The 20413-nt window shown below is 63.5% G+C and carries 20 protein-coding genes; 9 read left to right on the top strand and 11 right to left on the bottom strand.

From position 1 onward, the window contains the following. Positions 1 to 11: 11 nt before the first annotated feature. On the bottom strand, positions 12 to 479 hold the full coding sequence (hisI, locus tag Q0603_RS11405; protein ID WP_298725688.1) for a phosphoribosyl-AMP cyclohydrolase: 468 nt from the start codon (positions 477 to 479) through the stop codon (positions 12 to 14). A 116-nt stretch (positions 480 to 595) separates the two neighbouring features. Between hisI and Q0603_RS11400 the strand changes: the two genes are divergently transcribed. Then, positions 596 to 1057 carry an iron-sulfur cluster assembly scaffold protein gene (locus tag Q0603_RS11400; RefSeq protein ID WP_298725686.1) on the top strand — a complete coding sequence of 154 codons (462 nt, stop codon included), beginning with the start codon at positions 596 to 598 and terminating at the stop codon, positions 1055 to 1057. Positions 1058 to 1067: 10 nt separating this feature from the next. On the opposite strand, the gene Q0603_RS11395 is transcribed toward Q0603_RS11400, so the two are convergent. The 7 genes from Q0603_RS11395 to Q0603_RS11365 all read right to left on the bottom strand — a co-directional run bounded on the left by Q0603_RS11395 (position 1068) and on the right by Q0603_RS11365 (position 7945). Continuing rightward, positions 1068 to 1493 carry a SufE family protein gene (locus tag Q0603_RS11395; RefSeq protein ID WP_298725684.1) on the bottom strand — a complete coding sequence of 142 codons (426 nt, stop codon included), beginning with the start codon at positions 1491 to 1493 and terminating at the stop codon, positions 1068 to 1070. Further along, positions 1490 to 2884: a cysteine--tRNA ligase gene (gene cysS / locus Q0603_RS11390; RefSeq protein WP_298725683.1), complete on the bottom strand. Its 1395-nt coding sequence runs from the start codon at positions 2882 to 2884 to the stop codon at positions 1490 to 1492. The genes Q0603_RS11395 and cysS overlap by 4 nt, the downstream gene beginning before the upstream one ends. A gap of 109 nt (positions 2885 to 2993) precedes the next feature. Next, positions 2994 to 4040: a flagellin gene (locus Q0603_RS11385; RefSeq protein WP_298725681.1), complete on the bottom strand. Its 1047-nt coding sequence runs from the start codon at positions 4038 to 4040 to the stop codon at positions 2994 to 2996. Positions 4041 to 4043: 3 nt separating this feature from the next. Next, entirely contained in the window at positions 4044 to 5510 is a 1467-nt protein-coding gene (gene flgK / locus Q0603_RS11380; protein ID WP_298725679.1) for a flagellar hook-associated protein FlgK, read from the bottom strand. A gap of 88 nt (positions 5511 to 5598) precedes the next feature. After that, a complete protein-coding gene (locus Q0603_RS11375; protein WP_298725677.1) occupies positions 5599 to 6954 on the bottom strand; it encodes a flagellar hook protein FlgE in 1356 nt (451 codons plus the stop codon). A gap of 206 nt (positions 6955 to 7160) precedes the next feature. Next, entirely contained in the window at positions 7161 to 7736 is a 576-nt protein-coding gene (locus Q0603_RS11370) for a cob(I)yrinic acid a,c-diamide adenosyltransferase (protein WP_298725675.1), read from the bottom strand. A gap of 11 nt (positions 7737 to 7747) precedes the next feature. Continuing rightward, a complete protein-coding gene (locus Q0603_RS11365; RefSeq protein WP_298725673.1) occupies positions 7748 to 7945 on the bottom strand; it encodes a twin transmembrane helix small protein in 198 nt (65 codons plus the stop codon). 173 nt (positions 7946 to 8118) lie between these two features. Between Q0603_RS11365 and Q0603_RS11360 the strand changes: the two genes are divergently transcribed. The 4 genes from Q0603_RS11360 (at position 8119) to Q0603_RS11345 (ending at position 11133) form a co-directional block, all read left to right on the top strand. After that, entirely contained in the window at positions 8119 to 8967 is an 849-nt protein-coding gene (locus tag Q0603_RS11360) for an AraC family transcriptional regulator (protein ID WP_298725671.1), read from the top strand. 84 nt (positions 8968 to 9051) lie between these two features. Further along, positions 9052 to 9768: an alanyl-tRNA editing protein gene (locus Q0603_RS11355; RefSeq protein ID WP_298725670.1), complete on the top strand. Its 717-nt coding sequence runs from the start codon at positions 9052 to 9054 to the stop codon at positions 9766 to 9768. 4 nt (positions 9769 to 9772) lie between these two features. Further along, positions 9773 to 10687, top strand: a complete 915-nt coding sequence (locus Q0603_RS11350) for a DMT family transporter (RefSeq protein ID WP_298725669.1) — start codon at positions 9773 to 9775, stop codon at positions 10685 to 10687. After that, positions 10684 to 11133, top strand: coding sequence for a MarR family transcriptional regulator (locus tag Q0603_RS11345; protein ID WP_298725668.1), 450 nt, complete (start codon positions 10684 to 10686; stop codon positions 11131 to 11133). Before Q0603_RS11350 ends, Q0603_RS11345 begins: the two co-directional genes overlap by 4 nt. A gap of 10 nt (positions 11134 to 11143) precedes the next feature. Here the strand turns inward: Q0603_RS11345 and Q0603_RS11340 are convergent, their stop codons facing one another. After that, positions 11144 to 11443: a metalloregulator ArsR/SmtB family transcription factor gene (locus Q0603_RS11340; RefSeq protein ID WP_298725667.1), complete on the bottom strand. Its 300-nt coding sequence runs from the start codon at positions 11441 to 11443 to the stop codon at positions 11144 to 11146. Between the two features lie 76 nt (positions 11444 to 11519). Here Q0603_RS11340 and Q0603_RS11335 point away from each other — a divergent pair, with 76 nt between their 5' ends. Then, a complete protein-coding gene (locus Q0603_RS11335) occupies positions 11520 to 12476 on the top strand; it encodes a threonine/serine dehydratase (RefSeq protein ID WP_298725666.1) in 957 nt (318 codons plus the stop codon). Positions 12477 to 12489: 13 nt separating this feature from the next. On the opposite strand, the gene Q0603_RS11330 is transcribed toward Q0603_RS11335, so the two are convergent. Together Q0603_RS11330 and ccrA are read right to left on the bottom strand one after the other, a co-directional pair. Then, entirely contained in the window at positions 12490 to 14190 is a 1701-nt protein-coding gene (locus Q0603_RS11330) for an acyl-CoA dehydrogenase family protein (RefSeq protein WP_298725665.1), read from the bottom strand. 95 nt (positions 14191 to 14285) lie between these two features. Continuing rightward, entirely contained in the window at positions 14286 to 15599 is a 1314-nt protein-coding gene (ccrA, locus tag Q0603_RS11325; protein ID WP_298725664.1) for a crotonyl-CoA carboxylase/reductase, read from the bottom strand. 271 nt (positions 15600 to 15870) lie between these two features. Here ccrA and Q0603_RS11320 point away from each other — a divergent pair, with 271 nt between their 5' ends. From Q0603_RS11320 to Q0603_RS11310, 3 genes are all read left to right on the top strand, one after another. Next, positions 15871 to 17910 carry a protein meaA gene (locus Q0603_RS11320; protein WP_298725662.1) on the top strand — a complete coding sequence of 680 codons (2040 nt, stop codon included), beginning with the start codon at positions 15871 to 15873 and terminating at the stop codon, positions 17908 to 17910. Between the two features lie 5 nt (positions 17911 to 17915). Then, positions 17916 to 18548 (top strand): DUF2238 domain-containing protein, encoded by a 633-nt coding sequence (locus tag Q0603_RS11315; protein ID WP_298725660.1) that lies wholly within the window; start codon positions 17916 to 17918, stop codon positions 18546 to 18548. A gap of 305 nt (positions 18549 to 18853) precedes the next feature. Next, positions 18854 to 20374, top strand: a complete 1521-nt coding sequence (locus Q0603_RS11310) for a bifunctional aminoglycoside phosphotransferase/ATP-binding protein (protein ID WP_298725659.1) — start codon at positions 18854 to 18856, stop codon at positions 20372 to 20374. Positions 20375 to 20413: the final 39 nt, after the last annotated feature.

Genomic DNA, 20413 nt, shown 5'->3' with positions numbered 1-20413 from the left:
TCGGACCCCGATCAGAGGATCGTCGGATTGGGCGCGTCGCCGTAGACGGCCTTCGGATCGAAGGTCTTTTCCTTCTCCTCGAAGACCAGTTCCACCGGCTGATCGCCGACAGCTTTGCCAACAGGCACGGAGCGGTAGAAGCAGGAGCGGTAGCCGACATGGCAGGAGGCATCGCCCGGAATGCGCACGCGCAGCCAGACAGCGTCCTGGTCGTCGTCGATGCGCATCTCGACCACCTTCTGCACCAGGCCCGAAGTCGCGCCCTTGTGCCAAAGCACTTTGCGGCTGCGGCTATAGTAATGGGCCTCGCCGGTCTCAATGGTACGTTTCAGCGCCTCGGCATTCATATAGCCGAGCATCAGCACTTCGCCGGTATCGGCCTGGGTGGTGACGCAGGGCAGCAGGCCTTCGGCGTCGAATTTCGGTGCCAGTTCGTTACCTTCTTCAACCTGCTCGACGCTGATGCGCTTGGCGAACATGAAACTCTCCTGCCGGGACCGTGCGGCGGGCCGCAGTTCCTGGATTGCTCTTGAAAGATGGGCCGTTATATATCGTCGGGTGGCCTGTGCATCAAGCGGAGCCGCCAGGAGCCCCCATGCTGAATGCCCTCTATAACGAGAAAATTCTTGGTTTTGCGGCACATATCGGCCAGACCGAGCGTCTGCCGGATGCCGATGCCACGGTCACGCATCACAGTCCGCTCTGCGGCAGCCGGATCACGGTCGACCTTAAACTGGCGGATGGGCGGGTGACCGGCTATGGCCAGCAGGTACGCGCCTGCGCCCTGGGCCAGGCGGCAGCGTCCATCCTGGGGCAGCATGTGGTCGGCCAGGATACAACCACCTTGCGCGAACTGGCACGGATCATGCGGGCCATGCTGAAGGAAAACGGCCCGCCGCCGGGCGCCGATTTCGCAGGTGGCGCCTTTACCGACCTGGAAGTGCTGGTGCCGGTGCGCGACCATAAGGCGCGGCACAACGCGGTGATGCTGCCTTTTGAGGCCGTGGTGAAGGCTATCGATCAGATCGAAGCCGGCCGCGCCCAGAAGACGGCTTAAGGTAGCAGGCTTAGGCGGCCTTCAGTTCCGCCTTCGCGACATTCTGGATCAGCGCAATCATGCCGTTCAGGCCGGTGATCCGGTTCGAGGTAATGTTCTCCCACACGCCGATGCGCTGCAGGAAATCGGGCGAGGTTTCGACGATCTCCTGCGGCGAGCGGCCGGAATAAACCTTCAGCAGCAGCGCGATCAGGCCCGCCACGATCTCCGACTCGCTGCAGGCCTGGTAATACACGCGGCCATCGCGTGCCTCGCCATGCAGCCAGGCACGGTTGATGCAGCCCTTCACCCGCCACTCATCCGTTTTGAGATGCTCCGGATAGGGCGGCAGGCTGCGGCCGAGATCGATCAGGAACCGGTAACGGTCCATCCAGTCGTCGAAGACGGAGAAATCCTCGACAATCTGGTCCTGAACTTCCTGGATGCTCTCGCTCATGTCATCACCTGCGACGCGACGCGCCAGGTCGTCTCGCCAGCCTTGTCTTCCAACAGGATACCGCGCGCGGCCAGATCGTTCCGGATGCGATCGGATTCCGCCCAGTCCTTGCGGGCGCGGGCTTCCTTGCGCGCCTTGATCAGGGCTTCGATCTCGCTGACATCGATATCGGCCTTGGCCACTTCGCCTTTCAGCCAGGTCGCCGGATCCTGCTGCAGCAGCCCCATCAGCCAGCCCGCCGCCAGCAGTTCGCCCTTCAGGCGGCTGCGCTCTTCCGCATCGGTCGCCTTGTTGGCCGCATTGGCCAGCTGGTGCAGTTCCGACAAGGCCTTCGGCGTGTTCAGATCATCCGCCAGCGCCGCCATGAACGCTTCCGGTGCCGCTGTATCGGCGGCCCGCACATCCTTCAGACCGTCCAGGGCGCGATAGAGGCGGTCAAGCTGCGCCTTGGCATCGCGCAATCCCGCATCGGTCCAGTCCAGCGGCTGACGATAATGCGCCGACAGCAGGGCAAGGCGGATCGCTTCGCCGGGCGCTGTTGTCAGCAGGTCATGCACCAGCAGCACGTTGCCGAGCGATTTCGACATCTTCTCGGCATCGACATTCACAAAGCCGTTATGCAGCCAGTAGCGGCAGAACATCGTGCCGCCATGGGCGCAGGTGCTTTGCGCGATCTCGTTTTCATGGTGCGGGAAGATCAGGTCATGGCCGCCGCCATGAATGTCGATCGTCTCGGTGCCGAGATTCTTCTCGATCATGGCCGAGCATTCGATATGCCAGCCCGGACGGCCGCGGCCCCAGGGGCTGTCCCAGCCGGGCAGGTCCGGCGGCGAAGGCTTCCACAGCACGAAATCGGCCGGATCGCGCTTGTAGGGCGCCACATCGACGCGGGCGCCAGCAATCATTTCGTCGCGGTCGCGGCGGGAGAGTTGTCCGTAATCCTTGAACGAAGGCACGTTGAACAGCACATGGCCCTCGGCCGCATAGGCATGGCCATTGGCGATCAGCCGCTCGATCATGCTGATGATCGCCGGGATATGCTGCGTCACCTTTGGCTCGATGACGGGCGGCAGGGCACCCAGCGCCGCCATGTCGGCGCTGTAGACTGCGTGATAACGCTCGGTGATGGTGCTGATCGGCACGCCCTCGGCCTTGGCGGCGGCGTTGATCTTGTCGTCCACGTCGGTGACGTTGCGGACATAGACCACCGTCGGATACTGGCGCTGCAGCAGGCGATAGAGCGTATCGAATACCACCACCGGCCGTGCATTGCCGATATGGGCAAAATTGTAGACCGTCGGGCCGCAGACATACATCGTGACCCGTTGCGGGTCGCGGGGCACGAAAACTTCCTTCTGGCGGGTAAGCGTGTTGTAGAGCTGGATCTGCATGGCCGAGCCTGTGTCTTGGCCCCGGAATATAGGGGATGCACGGCCAAGCGCAACCGGCCGGCGGGATGCCCGCCGGCCGTTTCTCCCGGAATTTCAGCGGAATCCGCTGTTATCGGAGATAGTTCACCAGCGAAAGCTGCAGGGAGTCGCGCGTGATCACGTAGCTGGCTTCCAATGCCGTCTGCAGGTTCTTGATGGTCACCGAAACCTCCGCGATGTCGGCATTCTCGATGCTGCCGATTCGGGTCTTAAGGACGTCGACCGTGCGGTCGTGCCGTTCCTGGATTTCCCTCAGTTGCTGCTGCTTGTAGCCGTTGCGCGACGCAATCGACTTGATCTCGGCAATGCCGATCATGAGCTGCTCGTAGGCATCGTCCACACGGGCCTGGTAGCCGGCTGGATCGAGATCGATATCGACGGTCGCGTCCCGGAAGCGGATGATCGCATCGATGACGCGCTGGAAGCCGATTTCACCAGCCGAGACGCCATAGTTGACCAGTTCATTGTCGTCGGAATACAGCGTCGTGCCGGCCGTATTGAAGAAGTCGTCGTAGGTTCCCGGTACCGAGGGAGCCGGATTAAGGAAGAAGGCGGCGGCGTTGGCATAAGCGCCGGCCGGGAAGGAGCCGGCCCCCGTCACCGGAACGAAGGCTGCCGGAACGGCGCCGGGCGGGTAGACGTTGCCGCCGCCGCCGATATTCGACAGCTGCCCGTTGATCGGATTGTCCGTGTAGTTGATGCCGGCAAACAGGAAGCGGTTGCCGTCCTTGGTTTGCAGAAGGTTGCCGATGCGGTCCAGCATCACCATCGCCTGTTCGCGCGGTGCAGCAGTCCGCGCGAAGAAGGGGTCGCGGTTCTTGATCATCGTTTCCTGCGCCTCGGTGGCGATGTCGATGATCTCCTCGATGGTGAAGGCGTACATGTCGACGCGGTTCTGCGCCGTCTGCACTGCCGACTTGTAGTTGGTTACCGTGCCGAGCTGGGCTTTGAGCTGGCTCAGCTCCAGGGCACGCTGCGACACGCCGATCAGGCCGTCGGCGTAACGGCCGGAGCCCAGCTGCTGGTTCTGCTTGGTGAGTTGCAGATTCAGGTGCCGGATATTGCGCGTGACGTCTAGCTGCAGGGCGTATTGGGTGGACCCGGTGACGGCTACCATGGCTTACCTCCCGATGTTGACCAGCTGGTCGAACATCTCTGTGATCGTGTTCATGACATTGGCCAAAGCCGCGTAATTCGTCGTCAGAAGCTGCAGCTGTGCCAGCTCGTCGTCGATGTTGACGCCGGTCAGGTTGCGCAGCTTCTGATCCAAAGCATGGTGCTGGCGCTCGGCCGTATCCATGCGGACCTCGGTATCCGCGGCATTGCGGGCGTGATAGGACAGGATCGCGCTTGCAAGGCCGAAGATATTGATGTTTGCAACCTTCAGGCCGTTCGGATCGAGAACGCGGCCAGCCGGCAGGCCGCCGGCGGGCAGATAATCTGGATTGACTTCGTAATCCCGCAGCAGGGCATCGGGCATGCGCATGGCCTGCTGTACGGCGCCTGCGGCGGCGGGATTCAGCGTCGCAGCGGTTTCTTCCACCATGATGTCGCCGCCTTCAGCCCCGGGCGTCGGCGTATTGAAGAAGTTGCCGCCATAGGCCGTGTTTACCACCTGCACCAGATTGGCCGCGAAGGCATCGAGCTGGTTGAAGAACTTCGCCAGCGTCTGAACATTCGGATCGCTGCTGATATTCGAAACCTGGGCGGCGGTAGCAGGTGGCGCCGGCGTAGGTGTGATCAGCGTGATCGGCTCGATATAGTCTAGCGAGGCCTGAATGCTGCCGCCCTTGAAGCCGCTGTTCAGGGGCTGCGTTCCGCCGCGCACGGTCAGATTGCCGGTGCTCGGATCGTAAGTGAATTCCTGCGCGATGCTGCCGACGATCTGCACGCCTTCGTTCGTATAGACGAACACCTCGCCGCGATCGTTGGTCAGCGTGCGGATGCCGACGCGCTCGGCGATCTTGGCGATCTGCTGGTCGCGCAGATCTTCGAAATCGCCGGTAATGCCGCCGCTCGCCTTCTGCAGCGCAACCTGCGTGTTGAGCTTGGCAATTTCCGCGGCTGCTTCGTTGATGGTCTGGATGTCGGCCTGGATATTCTGCCGTGCCCGCGTCTCAAGCGTAGAGCGGGTATTGTACAGCCGGCGGATTTCCGCGGTCAGTTCCTCGGCCCGCAAGATGACCTGGTTGCGCAGCTCCATGTCTTCCGGCGTCGCTTCCAAGGCCTTCCAGGCATTTTCGAAGCGGGTCATGGAAGCCATGAGAGTCGGCTGTTCGCCAGTGGTGACCGTGGCGTCCAGGATTTCGGCCAGATCGCGCGCGTATTGCAGCTGCGTGGATGTTTTGCCGTATTCGCCGGCCTGCTTGTAGAGATCGGCGCGGACCTCCGGCGCGACGACGCGGGTGATGCTGGCGATCAGGGCTGCCTGCGGCAGTCCATCGGCGACCGGCGTCGTGAGATTGGCGATCTTGCGGCTGTAGTTCTCGTTCTGCGCGTTCGAGATGTTGCCCGAAACGATGCGGGTCTGTTGTTGCAGCGTAGTAAGGCCGATAACGGCAGTGTTTAGGGCAGCGCTCAACGACATGACTCGGATCCTTTGCAGGTAGCGGCGGCACCTTCTGTGCCGCCGGCGTCCTACCGCCGGGCATTCGCTGCCCGGCGATCAGTTCAAGTTAGCGGCGGATGTTGATCGTCTCCTGCAGCAGCTCGTCCGACGCCGTGATGATGCGGGCATTGGCCGAGTAGGTGCGCTGCGCAACGATCAGCTTGGAGAACTCCTCCGCGATATCCACGTTCGAGCCCTCGACGGCAGCCGAAACGAAGTCCCCGGCGCCGCTGGTGCCCGACTGCGACAGCACGGCTGCGCCGGAGTTCGGGGTTTCGACGAAGGCGTTGCCGGCGACGCGGTCCAGCTCGGTCGGATCGCGGAACTTGGCAACCGGGATCTGGTAGAACTGCTTCACGTTGCCGTTGTCGAAGGTGACCGAGACGAAGCCGTCTTCGTCGATGGTCAGGCTCTTGAAGTTGCCCTGCGGCACGCCGTTCTGCTTGAAGTCGTTCAAGGTCAGCGTATCGCCGGCATACTGGGTGGTGCCGATGGAGTTGCCATAGGAACCCAGATCGAGCGTAACTGCCTGAACGCCGTTGCCGAAATCGAGCTCGAAGGTCATCGCCGCATTGTCGTTCACGGCGTTGGCCGGAGTCGCGGTGATGGTACCCGCAGCGCCGCCGACATCGATGTTGGAGATCGTACCCGGCGTGGTGGGGTCGCCAACGCCGCCCAACGGACCGCCGAACTCGACAATGATCGGACCGATCACCGGGGTGGCGATATCGTCCGGGGCGGAGATGTTGAGTTCCCACTGATTTGTGCCAATCCGGGTCCAGCTCAGATCGAGGGTGCGCGCGTTGCCCAGGGCGTCGAAAATCTGGATCGAGCTGAGCGGCAGGGTGGCCGGCAGGGCGCCGTTCGGATCCGTGATGTTGGACGGCAGGTTTGCGGCGTAATCCACCAGGTTGGTCGCCACCGGGGCGTCCAGCAGGTTGGACACGCGGACTTCCTCGGTATGCGAGCTGTCGACCACGCCGGTCGCCGGGTCGACCGGCCAGCCGCGCAGGAAGTAGCCCGACGAGTTGACCAGATAGCCATCGCTGTTCTGGTTGAAGTCGCCGACACGGGTGTAATAGCTGGTGGTCTCGAACAGCGGCAGGCCGCTATTCTGATCCTGACCGGCCTTCTTCGAAACCGGGATGAAGCCGCCGCCGACCAGGGCAATCGAGGTGGTCGAGCTCACCTGCTGGATCGCGCCCTGCGATGCGTTGGAGAAGAAGGGCTGGTTGATCGAGCCGCCCGGCGAGTGGGTGTTCGCCTGCGCGCTGGTCTGCGTCACCATCGTCTGGAAACGCGATTCCACCTTCTTGTAACCGATGGTGCTCGCATTCGCGACGTTGTCCGAGATGTAACCAATGGCGGTCGATTGGCCATTCAGGCCTGAGATCGCCGTCTGCATTGCACCACTGATCGACATAGCATGCCTCCTGGCTGGAACCGATTTGCCCGTACTGGAGCAAGCCGCGTGCCAGAGGCGCTGTCACATTGTAACGCAATGATATTTCAGGAGATTTCAGAATGTTTCCGGTTTCGGTAAACGCGGAAACTTCTGCCGGGGGAAGGAAGTGGCGGGATGCGGGCGGCAGAATTTGCCGGGCTGAAAGCCTCGCCGCGCCGGATACCTTACCCGCGGTTGAGGCCCGGAACCCAGAGTACGTCGCCAGCGCCATCCTGGTTGGCATGGCGGGCGGCCACGAAAAGATGATCGGAAAGCCGGTTGATATAGGCAAGTGCAGCCGGATTGATCGGCTCGGCATCCTGCAGTGCCGTCACCAGGCGCTCGGCCCGGCGCACCACGGTTCGCGCCAGATGCAGATAGGCGGCGGCAGGACTGCCGCCTGGCAGCACGAAGGAGGTCAGCGGCGCCAGCCGGGCATTCATGGCGTCGATCTCGGCTTCCAGCCGGTCGACCTGGACCTGGGCTACCCGCAGAGCCGGCCGGCGGCGGCTTTCCTCTTCATCCTCCGGCGTTGAAAGATCAGCGCCCAGATCGAACAGGTCATTCTGAATGCGCGACAGCATGGCATCCAGATCGGTTCCGGCCGTATGCAGGCGGGCCAGGCCCAGCGCAGCATTGGCTTCGTCGATGGCGCCATAGGCTTCCACGCGCAGGTCATGCTTGGGGACCCGCTCGCCGTTGCCGAGCGAGGTCATGCCCTTGTCGCCGCCGCGCGTATAGATGCGATCCAGTTTCACCATATCAGGCAGTCTCAGTTCCGGAAGGCGAAAGCCGCTATGCCGATCAGGATGATGGCAATGAATTGCAGCAGGATGCGCCAGCGCATCAACAGATTCGAATAGGACCGGTTGAAGCGGCCGCCCCGGAACAGTGCAAAGATGCCCACGCACAGCACCAGGAAGGTGGCGCCCGCGAAAACCGGTATCAGGGTATGAACAATCGATTGCATCGCTAAAGGATATAGGGCGGGCGGGGGCTAATCCAGCGATTGGCCCCCGGAACAGGGCAGGACCGGGCGCGGCGCAAGGCCGCAGGCTGCGGATCTGGGAGATGCCGCGCTGCGACAAACCGGTGACTCCGTCGCGGAGCCGGCTTTATCCTGCGCGAATGGAGATGGAGGAGATGGATCTGTCCCGGACATCCCGGAAGAATGCCGCGCGGTTCTGGCAGGACCGGCATACCGCCGGTCTCAGCCTGTTGCATGCCGACTTCACCTGCCATGACTATGCCCCGCACAGCCACGAGGCGCTGGTGGTGGCGGTGACGGAAGCCGGCGGCGCCGAATTCACCAGCCGGGGCCAGACCGAGGAAGCCCGGGAAGATGTTCTGCTCGTCTTCAATCCCGATGAGCCGCATTCCGGCCGCATGGCGCGCAGCCCGCGCTGGCGCTACCGCTCCTTATATATGGAGGAGCAGGCTATCGCCGAAGCCACCCGCTTGGCTGGCTTGGCGCGCCCGGCTTACTTCACCGCGAATGTCTTCCGCGACCCGGAGCTGATCGCGGCCTTCCACGATCTGCATCGCGCCTTGGAGCGGGGTGAGGACCGGCTGCGCCAGCAGGAATTGCTGGCGCAGGGTTTTGCCGTGCTGTGCAGCCGCTATGGCAGCCGGCGGGCTGCGGCTGAGCCCGAGGCGGGCGATCGGTATCTGCTGCAACGGCTGCGCCCGGTAATGGAAGAGCGCCATGCCGAGCGCCTGACCCTGGACGATCTGGCTGCGCCGCTTGGCTTGAGTCCGTTTCAGCTCATCCGGCAATTCCGCCGGGCAACCGGCCTGACGCCGCATGCCTATCTGACGCAGATCCGGTTGCGGGTTGCGCTGCGGCATCTGCGCGCCGGCATGCCGATAGCCGAGGCAGCGGTGGCGGCCGGCTTCTTCGATCAGAGCGCCCTGAACCGTCATTTCCGCCGAGCCTACGGAATCACGCCCCGGCAGTTCGTCGCGGCCCAACGCGGCATCCGGGCAGCCTAGCTGCTTGCAATTTTTGCCAAGAAGCCTGGTGGCAGCCTGTCTATTTTCCGCCCCGGCCTGACAAGCTGGAGTAATGAGGCTGCGATGTCCCGATATTATTGTCATGACCACCCCGATGTTCTGACCCTGCGCAGCCCGGTGCTGGAAAGCCAGCCCGGCCGGGTCCGGCTGGCCGAGATGCCTTTCTATCCTGGCGGCGGTGGCCAGCTGCCGGATCAGGGCGTGCTGGAAGGCGAGGCGGGACCTGTCGGCGTTGCGGGCTTTGAGAGCATCGGCGGCCGCATGTGGATCCGGCTGCAGGAGCCGGTGGAGTTGGCCGGTGAAGTCGAGGCGCGGGTCGATCCGGCCTTCCGCCAGCTCATGCGCGAGCTGCACACCGATCTGCATGTCATCAATGCGCTGGTCTATCAGGCCTTCGACGGGGCACTGGTCACCGGCGCGCAGATGAATGCCGATGGCACGGCCCGGGTCGATTTCGATCTGCCCGATGCGGATAACGACCGGCTGCGTGCGCTGGAGCCTGTCATCAACGATGTGATCCGCCAGAATCTGCCGGTTAAGCAGACTTATGTCACCGAGGAGGAGGCCTATGCGGAGAAGGGTCTGCTGCGCTCGCGCTCGGTGGCGCCGCCGCCGACCAGCGATGGCCTGATCCGCGTGATCGAAATCGCAGGACTCGACCGGCAGGCTTGCGGCGGCACGCATCTCGATGCCACGGGAGAGTCGCGGCCGGTGCGGATTCTCAAGATCGACAACAAGGGACGGCATAACCGCCGCATACGCATCGGCCTCGTGGGATAAGCCGATGCCGGCCTGGGCAGAGGCGATCTGGCGCCGGCCCTATCTGCTGCTGTGGCTGCCGCCAGCCTTCTGGGCCGGCAACCTCGTGCTGGGTCGCGGCCTGGCCGACACCATGCCGCCGGTGTCCTTGGCGGTAGGTCGCTGGCTGGTAGCCTTCATGCTGCTTCTGCCTTTCACCGCCAGTGGGCTTTGGCGGCAGCGCAGCCTGCTGTGGCGTCACCGCTGGCTCGTCCTGCTCTGCGGCAGTTTTGGCATTGCGGGCTACAACGCGCTGGCCTACGTGGCCCTGCATACCGTGCCAGCGGTAAACGTCGCTTTCCTGAACTCGACCTTGCCGCTGATGATCCCGGCCGTGGCATTTCTGCTTGGCCGCGAAACCGTGTCGTGGCGAACGCTGCTCGGGATCGCGGTGTCCTTTGCCGGTGTCTGCTGGATCGTTTCGCGCGGCGATGTCTCGCTTCTCTTGGCTATGCAGTTTGGACGGGCCGATCTGCTCGTGCTGCTGGCGATCCTGAACTACGCGCTTTATTCGGTATTGCTGCGCCGGCGCGATCCCGTCCTCGATCCGATGGTTTTCCTGGCTGCTACGATGGCGGCGGGCCTGCTGGTCCTGGCACCCTTCTGGCTCTGCGAGCTTCGATCTGGTGCGGTCATTCCATTCGATTTGGTATCGCTGGCGGCGGTACTTTATATCGGGATATTCGCTTCGCTCTTCGCCTTCATTTTGTGGAACCGCTGTGTTGCGATGTTGGGCGCAGGCGTGACCGGGGTTTCCTTCCATCTGGTCGCGGTATTTACAGCACTGCTGGCCTTCATCCTGCTGGGCGAGCCGGTACGTAGCTTCCACGTCGTTGGCATTCTTCTCATCCTGGCTGGCTTTGCCGTTGCCACGACGCCCTTCAGGCGGAGGGTGGCATGACGCGCCGCCGCGCGCAGCGGATTGCCGCAGTGCGGCGTTTCAATCGTTTCTATGCGCAATGTGTCTACAGGCTGGATGAGCGCCTGCGGTGTGGGATTTTTTCACCGACCGAATCACGTGTGCTGCTGGAGCTGGCCGGTGCCGAGCCTGCGACGGCCACGGCGCTCAACCGGCATCTGGGCCTGGATCGCAGTTATCTCAGCCGCATCCTTTATCGCTTTGAACACGGCGGGCTGATATCGCGACGCATAGGCGCGCGCGATCGCCGCGAACTGGAACTTAAGCTGACGCCTGCGGGACGGGCCGCGATCCAGGCTCTGGAGGAGGCGGTTAGTTCCGAGGTCGAGCGATGGCTGCAGCCGCTGAGCGAGCGCAAGCAGCGCGATCTGCTGGCCGCCATGCAGGCGATCATGCATCTGCTGAACGGCGCTGAGGGCTCGAATTGAAGACTGCAGATTATAGACCGCGCAGTTCCTGCTTCAGCCTGGCGATGGCCGCCTCGTCACGCCGGTAGAATATCCATTGCTTGATCCGCCTGGTGCGCAGCAGGCCGGCCTGGGTGAGGATTTTCAGGTGTTCGCTGGCTGTCGGCTGGCTGACGCCCAGCTTCTCGGCGATCAGCAGACCGCAGACCCCGTCCTTGATCAGGTCGCCGTCGCTCTGGGGCGGAAAATGCGCCCGGGGATCCTTCAGCCAGGTAAGGATCTGCAGACGTCGGTCATTCGCCAATGCGCGGGCTGCGGCCAGGATAGACATATTGCCAATTAGCCATATCCCTAATTACAATGCAAGCTCAGATGTACCGCAACGAATGCCAAGCAGTCCCCAGATCATGTCCGCCCCTGCCGCCTCCGTTTCTGTCACTCCCGGCGCTATCGCCGCTGCCGCCGAGCGCATCCGGCCCTATATCCGGCGCACGCCAGCGATTGCCGTGCAGGGCGCCGATTTTGGACTGGCCATCGGCGAGGTTCACCTCAAGCTGGAGCTGCTGCAGCATTCCGGCTCGTTCAAGGCGCGCGGTGCTTTCGTCAATCTGCTGCAACGCCCGGTCCCGAAGGCCGGCGTGGTGGCGGCGTCTGGCGGCAATCATGGCGCGGCTGTGGCCTATGCGGCGATGACGCTCGGCATTCCGGCGAAGATCTTCGTGCCTGAGATCTCCGCGCCGTTGAAGATTGCCCGCATCCGCAATTACGGCGCCGATCTGGTCGTGGGCGGCGCGCGCTATGCCGATGCGCTGGCCGCCAGCGAAGCCTGGCAGGCGGAAAGCGGGGCGATGCCGGTGCATGCCTATGATCAACCGGAAACGCTGATCGGCCAGGGCGGCGTCGGCCTGGAACTGGAAGAACAGGTGCCAAATCTCGACACGCTGCTGGTCGCTGTCGGCGGCGGCGGACTGATCGGCGGCATCGCGGCCTGGTATGCGGGCCGCGTAAAAGTCGTGGCCGTTGAGCCGGAAACCGCGCCAACCCTCAATATGGCGCTGAAGGCAGGCAAGCCGGTGGACGCGCCGGCGGGCGGCATTGCGGCGGACTCGCTGGCGCCGCGGCAGGTCGGTGGCCTGATGTTTCCGATTGCGCAGAAATATATCGCGCAGAGCATGCTCGTCACCGATGACGCCATCCGCGCAGCCCAGAGCGCGCTGTGGGACAAGCTGCGTCTGGTGGCTGAACCCGGCGGCGCCGCGGCGTTTGCCGCCTTGCTCAGCGGCGCCTACACGCCCGAAAAGGATGAGCGTGTCGGCGTGCTGGTCTGCGGCGGCAATCCGACCGATATGAGCTTCACCGCATGAGCGTTACGGTGTCTTAGCCGTTGCGCTGCTCCAGCAGGCGGCGGGCGATGACCTGTGCCTGAATTTCGGCTGCGCCCTCGAAGATGTTGAGGATGCGGGCGTCGCAGAGCACGCGGCTGATCGGATATTCCTCGGCATAGCCGTTGCCGCCATGCACCTGCAGCGCGTTGTCGGCATTGGCCCAGGCGATGCGTGCGGCCAGCAGCTTGGCCATGCCGGCTTCGAGGTCGCAGCGCCGGCCCTGGTCTTTTTCGCGCGCGGCGAAATAGCAGAGCTGGCGGGCCAGCATGGTTTCCACCGCCATCCAGGCGATCTTGCCGTGCACGCGCGGGAAGGCGTAGATCGGCTTGCCGAACTGCACGCGCTCCAGGGCATATTTCAGCCCGAGCTCCAGCGCGCATTGCGCCACGCCGAGCGCGCGGGCGCCGGTCTGGATGCGGGCGGATTCAAACGTCTCCATGAGCTGCTTGAAGCCCTGGCCTTCCTTGCCGCCCAGCAGATTCTCGGCTTTCACGACAAAGCCGTCGAAGCCGATCTCGTATTCCTTCATGCCGCGATAGCCGAGCACCTTGATCTCGCCGCCGGTCATGCCTTCAGCAGGGAAGGGATTGGCATCGTCGCCACGCGGCTTCTCGGCGAGAAACATCGACAGGCCCTTGTAGCCCGGCTCGTTCGGATCGGTGCGGGCCAGCAGCGTCATCAGGTCGGTGCGCGCTGCATGGGTGATCCAGGTCTTGTTGCCGGTCACCTTATAGACATCGCCATCCTTGATGGCGCGGGTGCGCAGGGAGCCGAGATCGGAGCCGGTATTCGGCTCGGTGAAGACGGCGGTCGGCAGGATCTCGCCCGACGCAATCTTCGGCAGCCAGTGTTTGCGCTGCTCTTCCGTGCCGCCGCGCAGGATCAGCTCGGCAGCAATCTCGGCGCGGGTGCCCAGGCTGCCGACGCCGATATAGGCGCGGCTGAGTTCCTCGGAGACGACGCACATCGCCATCTTGCCCAGGCCATGTCCGCCATATTCTTCCGGAATGGTGAGGCCGAAGACGCCGAGCTCGGCCATCTCCTGCACCACTGGCATGGGGATGAATTCATCCTTCAGGTGCCATTCATGGGCAAAGGGCGCGACCTTGTCCTCGCCGAAACGGCGGAACTGCTCACGCACCATGGACATGGTCTCGTCCAGGCCAAGTTCGCCGAAATCGCCGGTGCTAAGGCCATCCTGGATCAGTTCTGCGATGCGGCTGCGCACGCGTGCGGTGTTGCCGCGCTGGATCAGCGCGCGCACTTCGACGGTCTGGAATGCCTGCTGCGCTTCCTTCGGCACGCCAAGATCGCCAAGGCGGCAGACCTCCACCTGGCTCATGGCGATACCGCCGGCGATCTGCGACAGGTACTCGCCGAAGCCGGCCTGGAGGATCAGCTGTTCCAGCTCGCGCAGCTTGCCTTCCGCCTTCAGGCGCTCGGCCCAGTGCAGGGTTTCCTTCAAAGTCGCGACATAGGTGGCGAGCCAGGCCAGGCCGTGGCTGGCAAACTGTTCTTCCTCAAGTTTGGCGCCATCGATGCGGCCATCGGCGCCACGCACAAGCTGCGCCACCGCAGCCGTCGCCGTGCCCAGCAACTGCTCGGCGCTTTTCAGGGCCGCCGTACAGATCGGCAGCAGCTCGGAAAGGATCAGGGTTTCGTCGGCCGGAAGGGGCTTCGCAGCAGCGGACATGCGATCGCTCGATTCTTTGATTCTGTTGTCTTCGCAGGATACCAAAAGTTCAGCCGGCGGGATCGCTCCCGCCGGCTTATCAGTATTGGATCGGATCAGCTGTTGCCGGCCTCGATCGCATCTTCGACGGTCCGCAGGCCGGGCGTCTTGGCGCTGACCAGCACCGCCATGTTGCCCGGCTTGTGCTGGTTCTTCCACATCTTGGTATGGGCGCGCGGGATATCGGCCCAGCTGAAGACTTCCGACATGCAGGGGTCGATACGCCGTTCGATGACGAGCTGGTTGGCCTGGCTGGCCTGCAGCAGGTTGGCGAAGTGGCTGCCCTGGATGCGCTTCTGCCGCATCCACACGAAGCGCGCGTCGAAGGTGAGGTTGTAGCCCGTGGTGCCCGCGCAGAAGACCACCATGCCGCCGCGCTTCACCACGAAGCAGGAGACCGGGAAGGTCTGCTCGCCCGGGTGCTCGAAGACGAAATCGACATCGTTGCCCTTGCCGGTGATCTCCCAGATGGCCTTGCCGAATTCGCGCACCTTCTTCATGTAGGCGCCGTATTTCTCGGCATCGAGCACCGGCGGCAACTGGCCCCAGCAATCGAAGTCGTTGCGGTTGATGACGCCCTTGGCACCGAGGCTCATGACGAAGTCGCGCTTGGATTCGTCCGAAATGACGCCGATGGCGTTGGCGCCTGCCGTGGCGATCAGCTGGATCGCCATTGAGCCGAGGCCGCCGGCCGCGCCCCAGACCAGCACATTCTGACCGGGCCGCAGGATATGCGGGCGATGGCCAAACAGCATGCGGTAGGCGGTGGCGAGCGTCAGCGTGTAGCAGGCGCTTTCCTCCCAGGTGAGGTGCTTGGGCCGCGGCATTAGCTGGCGCGACTGCACGCGGGCGAATTGCGCGAAGCTGCCGTCCGGCGTCTCGTAGCCCCAGATGCGCTGGCTGGGCGAGTTCATCGGATCGCCGCCGTTGCATTCCTCGTCGTCGCCGTCGTCCTGATTGCAGTGGACCACGACCTCGTCGCCCACCTTCCAGCGTTTCACCCGGCGGCCGACCTTGTAGACGATGCCCGCGGCATCCGAGCCGGCGATATGGAAGGGCGCCTTATGCACGTCAAAGGGCGAAATCGGGATGCCCAGGCCCGCCCAGACGCCGTTGTAGTTCACGCCCGCCGCCATCACGAGGATCAGAACCTCGTCGGCATCGATCTCCGGCGTGGGAACGACTTCGAGCTGCATGGACTGCTCGGGCGGTCCATGGCGTTCGCGCCGGATCACCCAGGCATACATGTTCTTCGGCACATGCCCGAGCGGGGGAATTTCACCCACCTCATAGAGGTCCTTGTAGCCGCCTTTGGCTTGCGACCCGTTCGTGGTTTGCAGCGCAACCACGGACCCACCCGCGTTGGACATGGCAATACTCCTTTGGTTGTTTCCCTGTTTAACGCTCTGACCGCGCCTATTTCTTGTCTTGCCTATTTCTTGTCTTGTTGGGCCAAACCGGCCGGGATAAGCCTTGTTCCGGCGCCAGGAGACGGTGCTGATGCAGGACGATTCCTATCTTTTTGCAGTGGCGAAAAAATGGCAAGATCGTTTTGCATTGCAGCGGAGGTTATGATATTTCTGCCTTTGGGCGCAAGAGGAAACATAATAACGCCGCGTCAACTTAGCACGGAACAAAGTTATGACAGCGACTCGCCAATCGGACGTTTCGGCCGACGCTTCTGTTCGCAACCGCAAAAAGGTCACAGAACGGGACAAGCCCTGGCTGTTCCGGACCTATTCCGGCCATAGCTCGGCCAAGGCGTCGAACGCGCTCTACCGCACCAATCTGAGCCGCGGCCAGACCGGGCTGTCGGTCGCTTTCGATCTGCCGACCCAGACCGGCTATGACAGCGACCATGTGCTGGCGCGCGGCGAGGTGGGCAAGGTCGGCGTGCCGATCAGTCATCTCGGCGATATGCGGGTGTTGTTCGACGGCATTCCGCTGGCCCAGATGAACACCTCGATGACCATCAATGCGCCGGCTGCCTGGCTGCTGGCGCTCTACATCGCGGTGGCCGAGGAGCAGGGCGCGAAGCGGGCCGAACTCAACGGCACGGTGCAGAACGACATCATCAAGGAGTATCTCTCGCGCGGCACCTATATCTTCCCGCCGGCGGCCTCGATGCGGCTGATCACCGACGTGATCGCCTTCACCTACCGCGAGATGCCGAAGTGGAATCCCACCAATGTGTGCAGCTATCACCTGCAGGAGGCGGGCGCGACGCCGGTGCAGGAGCTGGCCTATGCCCTGGCCACGGCGATTGCAGTGCTGGATGCCGTGCGTGACAGCGGCCAGGTGCCGCCGCAGGATTTTCCGCAGGCCTTCGGTCGCATCAGCTTCTTCGTCAATGCCGGCATCCGCTTCATCACCGAGATCTGCAAGATGCGCGCCTTCGTCGATCTCTGGGAGGAGATCGGCCGCGAGCGCTACGGGATCACCGACCCGAAAGCCCTGCTGTTCCGCTACGGCGTACAGGTGAATTCGCTGGGCCTGACCGAGCAGCAGCCGGAGAATAACGTCTACCGCATCCTGCTTGAGATGCTGGCAGTGGTGCTGTCGAAGAAGGCGCGCGCCCGTGCGGTGCAGTTGCCGGCCTGGAACGAGGCCCTGGGCCTGCCGCGTCCGTGGGACCAGCAATGGTCGCTGCGGCTGCAGCAGATCGTGGCTTATGAAACCGATCTTCTGGAATACGGCGACATCTTCGACAACAACCCGGTGATCGAAGCCAAGGTCGAAGAGCTGAAAGCCGCCGCCCGCGCGGAACTGAAGCGCATCGGTGATATGGGCGGCGTCATACCCGCCGTCGAAAGCGGCTATCTCAAGCAGGCCCTGGTGGAGAGCAACACGGCCCGCGTGCGCGCCATCGAGACCGGCGAGAGCGTCGTCGTCGGCGTCAACAAGTTCACTGAAAGCGCGCCATCGCCGCTGGTGGCTTCCGAAGGCGGCGCGATCCTTACCGTCGATCCGGCTGCCGAGACCGAGCAGATCGAGCGGCTGAAAGCCTGGCGCGCGCAGCGCGATGCAAAGGCGGTAGAGAAAGCTCTGGCCGATCTTGAAGCCGCAGCGCGCGATGGCCGCAACATCATGGAGCCGAGCATCGCTGCCGCAAAAGCCGGCGTGACCACCGGCGAATGGGCCGCAACCTTACGCAAGGTGTTCGGCGAGTACCGCGCACCGACCGGCGTTGCCGCCTCCAGCACCGCGCTCGCCGATGGCGAGATGGACGAGTTGCGCCAGGAAGTGAAGGCGGTGGCGAAGCGGCTGGGACGGCCGCTGAAGCTGCTGGTTGGCAAGCCGGGCCTGGATGGCCATTCCAACGGCGCCGAGCAGATCGCGGTGAAGGCGCGCGATTGCGGCATGGAAGTGGTCTATGAAGGCATTCGCCTGACGCCTGAGCAGATCGTTGCAGCCGCCTTGGAAGAAGGCGTGCATCTCGTTGGACTGTCGATTCTCTCCGGCAGTCATGTCGAGCTGGCGACCGAGGTGATCGAGCGCATGCGCAAGGAAGGCATCGGCGATGTGCCGGTGGTGGTCGGCGGCATCATCCCGCCGGAAGATGCAAAGCGTCTGAAGGCCGCCGGCATAGCAGGCGTGTTCACGCCGAAGGATTACGACCTGACGCAGATCATGCGCGAGATCGTCGCCCTGGTGGATCGCAGCTACTCCAAGGCGGCGTAAGCCATATGCCTGCCATGCTGTGGGCCCTCAGCGTCGCCTGGGCGGTGGCGCTGGTGCTGAGCGGCTGGTCACCTTACGACAGGCTGACCTGGGTGATGGAAGTGCTGCCGACGATCATCGCCTGGCCGATCCTGTTCGGCACGGCGCGGCGCTTTCCGCTGACCAATCTGCTGTATGCGCTGATTCTCATCCACGGCCTGATCCTGATACTCGGCGGGGCCTATACCTATGCCCGTGTGCCGTTGGGCTTCTGGCTGCAGGACATTTTCGGCACAGCGCGCAACCCTTACGACAAGATCGGCCATTTCGCGCAGGGCTTCGTGCCCGCGATGATCGCGCGCGAGTTGCTGATCCGCCGTTTTGCGCTCACTGGCTTGAAGCTGATCGCTTTTCTGAGCATCTGCATCTGCCTTGCGATCAGCGCGGCTTACGAACTGCTCGAATGGTGGGCGGCGCTGGCCATGGGGCAGGGCGCGGACGAATTCCTCGGCACGCAGGGCGACGAGTGGGATACGCAGTCGGACATGTTCTGGGCCCTGCTGGGCGCCTGCGCGGCGCTGCTGACACTGTCGCGCTGGCAGGACCGGCAGATGCGCGGGCTGGAAACCGCCCCGGCCAAACCGGCGCATCCAAACTGAGCCAATCGGAGCCAAACTCGTCCTCAAAAAGCCAAACGCGTCCAAACTCGTCCAAACGGTTCCAAGCAAATCCGTGCCAAGTCATTGGCCTTCTGTGCCAGGTGACGGATTTCCCTGTTGACAGTTCCAGGAGCAGCCAAACGGCTAGGCCAGCGGCCTTATCACTCGGATAATTAGAACAATTTTGAACATTCCTATGGGGTAAGGTATTTGCACAGGGGCACTGGCGGGGTTGTCGGCAGGATTGCCGGCCAGGATTGCGTCAGGTCAAACCTTGGCCGCGATGATGACTATCTAATGGCGGCATGACCGAGCCCCAGAACTCAACCCCGGACCCGAACCCGCCGGATATCGCCAGTCTGTTCGATCCGCCGCCCGAGATGGTGGCCGAGACGCATATCTCGGTCATCTATCTCTGCGGCGATACGGCCTGGAAGCTGAAGAAGGCCGTGGTGTTGCCCTATGTCGATTTCGGCAGCCTGGAGAAACGGCGCGCCGCCTGCGCACAGGAAGTGGCGCTGAACCGCCGCACCGCGCCGCAGATCTATCGCGGTGTCCGCGCCGTTTATCGCAGCGAGGACGGCCGGCTGAGTTTTACCGGTAAAGGCGCGCCGGTGGAATGGCTGGTGGAGATGCAGCGCTTCGATGCCAGCCAGACTTTCGACCATCTGGTGAAAGGCGATGCGCTGACGCCGCAGATCATGGAAAGCTTGGCCGAGGCGATTGCGCGCTTCCATGCCGAGGCAAGCCTTGTGGATATGGAGGCCGATGCGGCGCTGGCCTTGCCGCTGCGGGTGAATGCGGCGGCCTTCGCGCGCCTGGATGCCGAGGCGCTGCCGGCCGAAGACATCTCGGCCTATCAGGCGGCACTGGATACTGAGGTGGAAAAACAGAAGCCCGTGCTGGCGACGCGGCGCGCGGCAGGTCGTATCCGGCGCGGCCATGGCGATCTGCATCTGCGCAATATCGTGCTGATCGACGGGCAGCCGGTGCTGTTCGACTGCCTGGAATTCGACGAAGCGCTGGCGAGCGGCGATACGATGTATGACATCGCCTTCCTGCTGATGGACCTGCTGGAGCATGACAGGCGCGATCTCGCCAACCGCGTGCTGAACCGCTATCTGGAAGTTGCCGGCGATTATGGCGGCCTTGTGCTGCTGCCGCTTTATCTGGCAGTGCGCGCCGCCGTGCGCTGCCATATCGCGGGACTGAAGCGCGAGACCTGGCGCGAGGCGCGGCATTATCTGGCTTTGGCGCGCGCGGTGCTGCGGCCGCGGCATCCGCATCTGATCGCCATCGGCGGATTATCCGGAACGGGCAAGTCGACCATCGCGCGGCGGCTGGCGCCCGGCTGCGGCGATATTTGCGGCGCCGTGGTGCTGCGCAGCGATGTCATCCGCAAGAGCCTGCATGGCAAGCCGCTTCTGGAGCGCCTGCCGAAGGAAGCCTATACGGCAGAGGCAAGCCGGCGCACTTATGCGGCCATGCTGGACCAGGCGGGGAAACTGCTGCGCGGCGGCAGCACGGTGATTCTGGATGCCGTGTTCGGCCGCGCAGACGAACGGGCCGCCGTCCCAGCCCTGGCGCGCGAGTGCGGTGCCGGGTTTGATGGCTTCTGGCTGGAAGCGCCGCTGGAATGTCTGGCTGCGCGAATCAAGGCGCGGCGCAACGATGCGTCGGATGCCACCGTCGAGGTGCTGCAATGGCAGGCCGAAGCCCTGGCTTCGCCCGAGGCGGCGGAAGGCTGGCGCAGACTCGATGCCGGCGGCACGGCGGACGCGATTGCCGGCAGGGCCGCGACCCTGCTGACGAAGCCGGCGGCTTGATCTATACAGAGGGCATGTATGGCAACGGGCATCCCCACT

The sequence above is a fragment of the uncultured Ferrovibrio sp. genome, from assembly GCF_937960835.1.
Taxonomy (GTDB): Bacteria; Pseudomonadota; Alphaproteobacteria; order Ferrovibrionales; family Ferrovibrionaceae; genus Ferrovibrio.
Note: the sequence above shows the minus strand (reverse complement) of the source record. Positions and strands in the feature narration are given on the sequence as shown.